Origin of the sequence: Anabaena sp. CS-542/02 (assembly GCF_028331085.1) — a bacterium.
Classification (GTDB): Bacteria; Cyanobacteriota; Cyanobacteriia; order Cyanobacteriales; family Nostocaceae; genus Anabaenopsis; species Anabaenopsis arnoldii.
The window spans coordinates 1-5564 of the sequence record NZ_JAQMTM010000133.1; the positions used below are offsets into that span (position 1 = coordinate 1).

General features: G+C 42.4%; 3 protein-coding genes and 1 pseudogene. 2 read left to right on the plus strand and 2 right to left on the minus strand.

Annotation, left to right across the window (positions count from 1 at the left end; genetic code table 11):
* The first annotated feature begins 208 nt into the window (after positions 1-208).
* Complete coding sequence (glyQ, locus tag PN447_RS14275; protein ID WP_271763702.1) at positions 209-1096, plus strand: glycine--tRNA ligase subunit alpha; 888 nt, start codon at positions 209-211, stop codon at positions 1094-1096.
* A 197-nt stretch (positions 1097-1293) separates the two neighbouring features.
* Positions 1294-3672: a ComEC/Rec2 family competence protein gene (locus PN447_RS14280; protein WP_271763703.1), complete on the plus strand. Its 2379-nt coding sequence runs from the start codon at positions 1294-1296 to the stop codon at positions 3670-3672.
* A gap of 109 nt (positions 3673-3781) precedes the next feature.
* Here PN447_RS14280 and PN447_RS14285 read toward each other — a convergent pair whose 3' ends face one another.
* Both PN447_RS14285 and PN447_RS14290 read right to left on the minus strand, forming a co-directional pair.
* A complete protein-coding gene (locus PN447_RS14285) occupies positions 3782-5140 on the minus strand; it encodes an NAD(P)/FAD-dependent oxidoreductase (protein WP_271763704.1) in 1359 nt (452 codons plus the stop codon).
* Between the two features lie 216 nt (positions 5141-5356).
* A pseudogene (locus tag PN447_RS14290) lies at positions 5357-5564 on the minus strand (Uma2 family endonuclease); the annotation flags it as partial.

Here is a 5564-nt window from a genome sequence, read left to right on the forward strand (position 1 = left end):
AATATTTTCATGGTTCGGTGTCCCCTCGAACTCCGCTTTGCAGCGCTTGTCTCTCAGGCACTTATCCAATATAGCTACTGTCTCTACCTTTGTCAACTCTTTTTTCCCAAAATTTGCAGATTTTTTTTCACGTCTCTGAAACTCGCCACAGTGCTAGGTTGTAGGCAAGAATAGTGTATGCCAGTTGGTGACTAAGGGAGGGTAGAGCGTGAATTTTCAGTCTGTGATTAGTTTATTGCATCAGTTTTGGGGTGAACGTGGTTGCTTAATTGCCCAACCATATGACATTGAGAAGGGAGCGGGTACTAAAAACCCCCATACATTTTTAAGGGCTTTGGGTCCGGAGCCTTGGTCAGTGGCTTATGTTGAACCATGCCGTCGTCCTACTGATGGACGCTACGGTGAAAACCCCAATCGCTTTCAACACTATTATCAGTATCAAGTTCTGATTAAGCCGTCGCCAGATAATATTCAAGAAATTTACCTTGATTCCTTGTCGGCTCTGGGCATTCGTCCCGAAGACCACGATATTCGGTTTGTGGAAGATAACTGGGAAGATGCGACGGTGGGTGCTTGGGGAACTGGTTGGGAAGTTTGGTTAGATGGGATGGAAATTACTCAATTTACCTATTTCCAACAGTGTGGGGGAATTGATTGTCGTCCCGTGTCGATTGAAATCACCTACGGGTTAGAGCGGCTGGTGATGTACCTCCAGCAAGTGGAAGCCATTACTAAGATTGCTTGGACTGACAACATCACTTACGGTGATGTTTTCCTACAAAGTGAGATTGAGCAGTGTACTTATAACTTTGAAGGGTCTAATCCTGAGTTGCTTTTAACACTGTTTAATTTATATGAGCAGGAGGCTGGCCAATTAACTGAGCGTGGTTTGGTGGTACCCAGCCTAGATTATGTTATGAAGTGTTCACATACGTTTAACTTACTGGATGCTAGAGGCGTAATTTCGGTGACGGAGAGAACTCGTTACATTGGGAGGATTCGTCATTTGGCTCGGAAGGTGGCTCATCTATATGTTGAGCAACGGGAAAAGTTGGGTTTTCCTTTACTCAAGGGGATAAAGGTTTGTAGCTCTTGAATGTAAAACAATAACAGGACTGAGGCAGAGGTCAGGTGAGAAGAAATCACAGATTGCACTGAGTAATGAGAGTTAGAGTGGACACTCAAGCTCAAAAAGTGAGGTTTTTTTTGCCTCAGTCCTAACTAAGAGAGTAAATCAGCAAGTTTGGGAGCCTGAAGAGTTATTATGTTTCCTTTACTTTTGACGAGTGACTTATGATTCCGACGAGTGGTGTGGTTATCTGTCTTGGTTTTATTTTAGGGTTGTTGTTTACCTCAGTACCTTGGGGTGGTGTTTGGGTTTTAGGTTTAGGGATGGTGGGAGCGGTTCTGTTTAGAAAACGCAGATTAGGGAAAGCTACACAATACCCAACTGATGGCAGTACAACTCAGGGATTAAGAAATATCTCGTCAAATATTCCTCATTCTAGAATATGGTTAGTTGCCGGTTTAGTGGGGTTATTAGCAAGTGTATATTTTCAATGGCGATCGCCCCAACCGGGAGCGCAAGATATTAGTACATTGCTGGTATCGGAAAATAATGGTAATCAGCAACAACTGGTGATGGTTCGTGGCCAAGTGATAAGTAACCCCCGTTTAACTCGCAACCAACGAGGACAATTTGTATTAGCAGCTACTCAGGTTGATCAAGTTAAGAATGAAGCAGGTCCGCTAGATGCGGCTAAAGGTGTGACGGGAAAATTATATGTAACAGTACCCTTGCTCCAGAGTACTGGGTTATATCCTGGTCAACAAATTGCTGTGACGGGAGTTTTATACAAGCCAAGAACAGCATACAACCCTGGTGGTTTCGATTTTCAGAAGTTTCTTAATTACCAAGGAATATTTGCGGGTTTGAGTGGAAGACAGATTACTTTCCTGGATGAGTATGATCAACGTCCGTGGGGATGGTGGCAAGTTCGGCAGCGAATTGTGCGATCGCACACTCAAAGCCTGGGTGTTCCACATGGTCCATTGGTAAGTGCAATGGTCTTAGGTAGCAAAGCAGTCGATTTACCCCACGATATTCGTGATTTGTTTGTCAAAGCTGGATTGGCTCATACTTTAGCAGCTTCAGGATTTCACGTTTCTTTAGTCTTAGGTTTGGTAATGCAGTTGACAAGCCGTGCATCTGCAAGAACAAGGTTTACTTTTGGCTGTTTAGCCTTGATTATTTTCCTGAGTTTAACAGGGTTCCAACCTTCAGTACTAAGGGCGGTAATTATGGGTTTTGCGGCTTTAGTGGGTTTATTATTACAAAGGAAAGTTAAAAAATTTGCCTCTCTGTTATTAGCAGCAACTTTATTATTGTTAATTAATCCCCTATGGATTTGGGATTTAGGCTTTCAATTGAGTTTTTTAGCCACACTAGGGTTAGTGGTCACAGTTCCCGCATTGGTAAAACGCTTAGATTGGTTACCACCGGTCATCGCTTCCTTAATTGCCGTTCCCCTGGCTGCTACAATTTGGACTTTACCTGTGCAACTTTTTGTATTTGGGATGATGCCTGCTTACGGAGTAATACTGAATATGATCAGCACACCTTTGATTGCAACCATTAGTATAGGTGGGATTATTAGCGCCATAGCAGCATTACTTTGGCCTACAGGTGGCAGTACCTTAGCAGAACTATTATATTACCCTACTGACTGGTTATTTAAATTGGTACAATTATTTAGAAGCTTTCCCGGTAATTCTCTGAATTTGGGTAGTATATCTACGTGGCAATTGCTGGCAATATATGCACTGGTGATTTTGGTTTGGCTAGTACCTTCGTGGCAAAAACGCTGGTTATTTGCCAGTTTCATGGCCATCGCTTTGGTACTCATCCCCTTTTGGCATTCTGCCAATACATTATTTAGAATCACAGTCCTAGCAGCAGGTAAAGAACCAGTTGTTGTCATTCAGGAGCGAGGAAAGGTGACACTAATTAATGGTGGAAAGCAGGGGACTGGACGCTTCACAATTTTACCATTTTTACAACAGCAGGGCATTAATCACATAGATTCGGCGATCGCCTTTGCCACTGAGCGCAGCGGAATCAGCAGTAATTTAAAATACCAGGACAGTAGCGCTTGGTTGGAAGTACTACAAACTATAAGAATAGATAACTTTTATGAATATTCAGCCAACCTCACAAACAACATTACTAATCAGGCAATTCAACAGCAAGTGCAAAAGCAACAAGGAATACACCAACCATTAGCCCCCGGTCAAATAGTCAATACTGGTTCAGTAACTGCTCAGTTAATTAATGATAAACCTGTCTTACAACTGCAAATTCAAGGACAGAATTGGCTATTGGTGGGGGATGTCAAGGCTCAGGAGGTAGAACAGCTAGTCAAAGCAGGTAGCTTGGTGCGTCCACAAGTATTGTGGTGTAGACCTGAGTCCTTGTTAGATTTAGTACAAATGCTTCAACCACAAGTGGCCATAGCCTCTTATACTAACCTAGACCCAAAAACCTTATCTAATCTGAGTAAAAACCAGACACAGCTATTTTCTACTAGAGATGACGGCGCTATCCAATGGACACCCAATAATCAATTTGAGGCGTTTATTCAAGAAACTGAAAATAAATCTACGTTTTTTTGATCAAATTCCTCAATTGGTAAATCTAGGTATAGAAACGTTCCTGGGAACGTTTCTAGAGCAGTTTCACCGAAAAACACTCCAGCGCAGCCAACCTAAACACACTAAAGGTCTAAACGTTAACTGGACGCCTATCTACTGCTGGTTGGTAATGAGTACTCCCATCAACTTCTACTTTTAGAGAAGCCTGCTGACCTGTAATTAACCTAGCTCCACGATTACGGGTAATATAATTCCATACCCACTGAATGGTTACTACCAACTTATTGTCAAACTCAATTAAGAAGTAGATGTGAATCAATAACCAAAATAGCCATGCAAAGAAACCTTTTAACTTGATGAAGCCCAAATCTACCACAGCGGAGTTTTGCCCAATCATTGCCAAACTACCGTGGTCGGTGTAATTGAAGGATGGCAAAGTCTGACCTTGAAGCCGTTTTTGAATCAGTGACGCAACATATTCTCCTTCCTGTTTAGCAACGGGTGCAACCCCTGGTAAAGGTTTCCCATTTTGATGGGAGAAATGAGCCAGATCACCAACTACAAAAATACTATCATACCCCTTAATACTCAAGTCAGATTCCACAATCACACGCCCAGCACGATCGCACTGCGCAGCTGTGCGTTCAGCTAAGACTTTTCCCATGGGTGAAGCTTTGACACCTGCAGCCCACAAAATAGTTTTAGACGCGATTTCTCTGACCTCCTCACCTTGTTTGAGGGTAACAACATCATTTTCAATCTTGGTTACCAAGGCTTTGGTCTCCACAACCACACCCAACTCCTTGAGAGATGCTGCTGCAGCTTCGGATAAATCTGGCGCAAAAGGTGGAAGGATACGATCCATTCCTTCTAACAGTAAAATTTGCGTTTCTGAAGTATTAATGTTGCGGAAATCTTCTTTGAGGGTTTGGTACGCCAATTCCGCGATCGCCCCTGCCAATTCTACACCAGTCGGGCCACCACCCACAATCACAAAGGTCAGTAGAGCTAGGCGTTTTTCTGGATCTGTTTCTTGTTCTGCGGCTTCAAATGCGGAAAATATGCGCCGACGCATTTCTATAGCATCTTCTACGGTTTTCAAACCTGGGGCGAATTTTTCCCATTCATCCTTACCAAAGTAAGAATGCTTTGCACCTGTAGCCACAATTAACGTATCATAGGGTACTCTTTTTTCCCCTATAATTACTTCCTGTACCTCTGGATTAATATCATCGACTTCCCCGAGCAACACCTGAGTATTTTTGCTCTTACTCAGCACAGAGCGTAATGGCGAGGAAATATCAGCAGGTGATAGGGTACCCGTCGCAACTTGATATAACAGCGGCTGAAATAGGTGAAAATTACGTTTATCAATCAGGGTAACATTTACCTTCGCCTTAGCAAGTGCCTTGGCCGCATACAGTCCACCAAAGCCTCCACCAATAATCACGACTTGATGTGGTGGCGCATTGTCAAGTGAATTTACCATAAATAATATTTCCTTCCGTTACCTCATTGTAACTATTCTTAACAAATTTGTATCAAAATTATCATATTTTTTCTGCTTGTTTTGAACATCTAAAAAAATAATTTAAGTAATCACAGCTACTAAAAATCTGGGTTTGTGTAACTCATGACAATGCTTAATGTATACTCCTAATGAGTTAAGAATCCCCCGGATTTTAGCTCAGGGGACTGTCAACCCTTACACAATATTGTCAGGTTCAATACCTAATTCTCTTAAACGTTGAGCCAAAATAATTGCTCTCCTTTCGGCTTCATCCGCCCTTTGACGTTCAGTTTCAGCTTTTTGACGTTCAGTTTCAGCTTTTTGACGTTCAGTTTCAGCTTTTTGACGTTCAGTTTCAGCTTTTTGACGTTCAGTTTCAGCTTTTTGACGTTCAGTTTCAGCC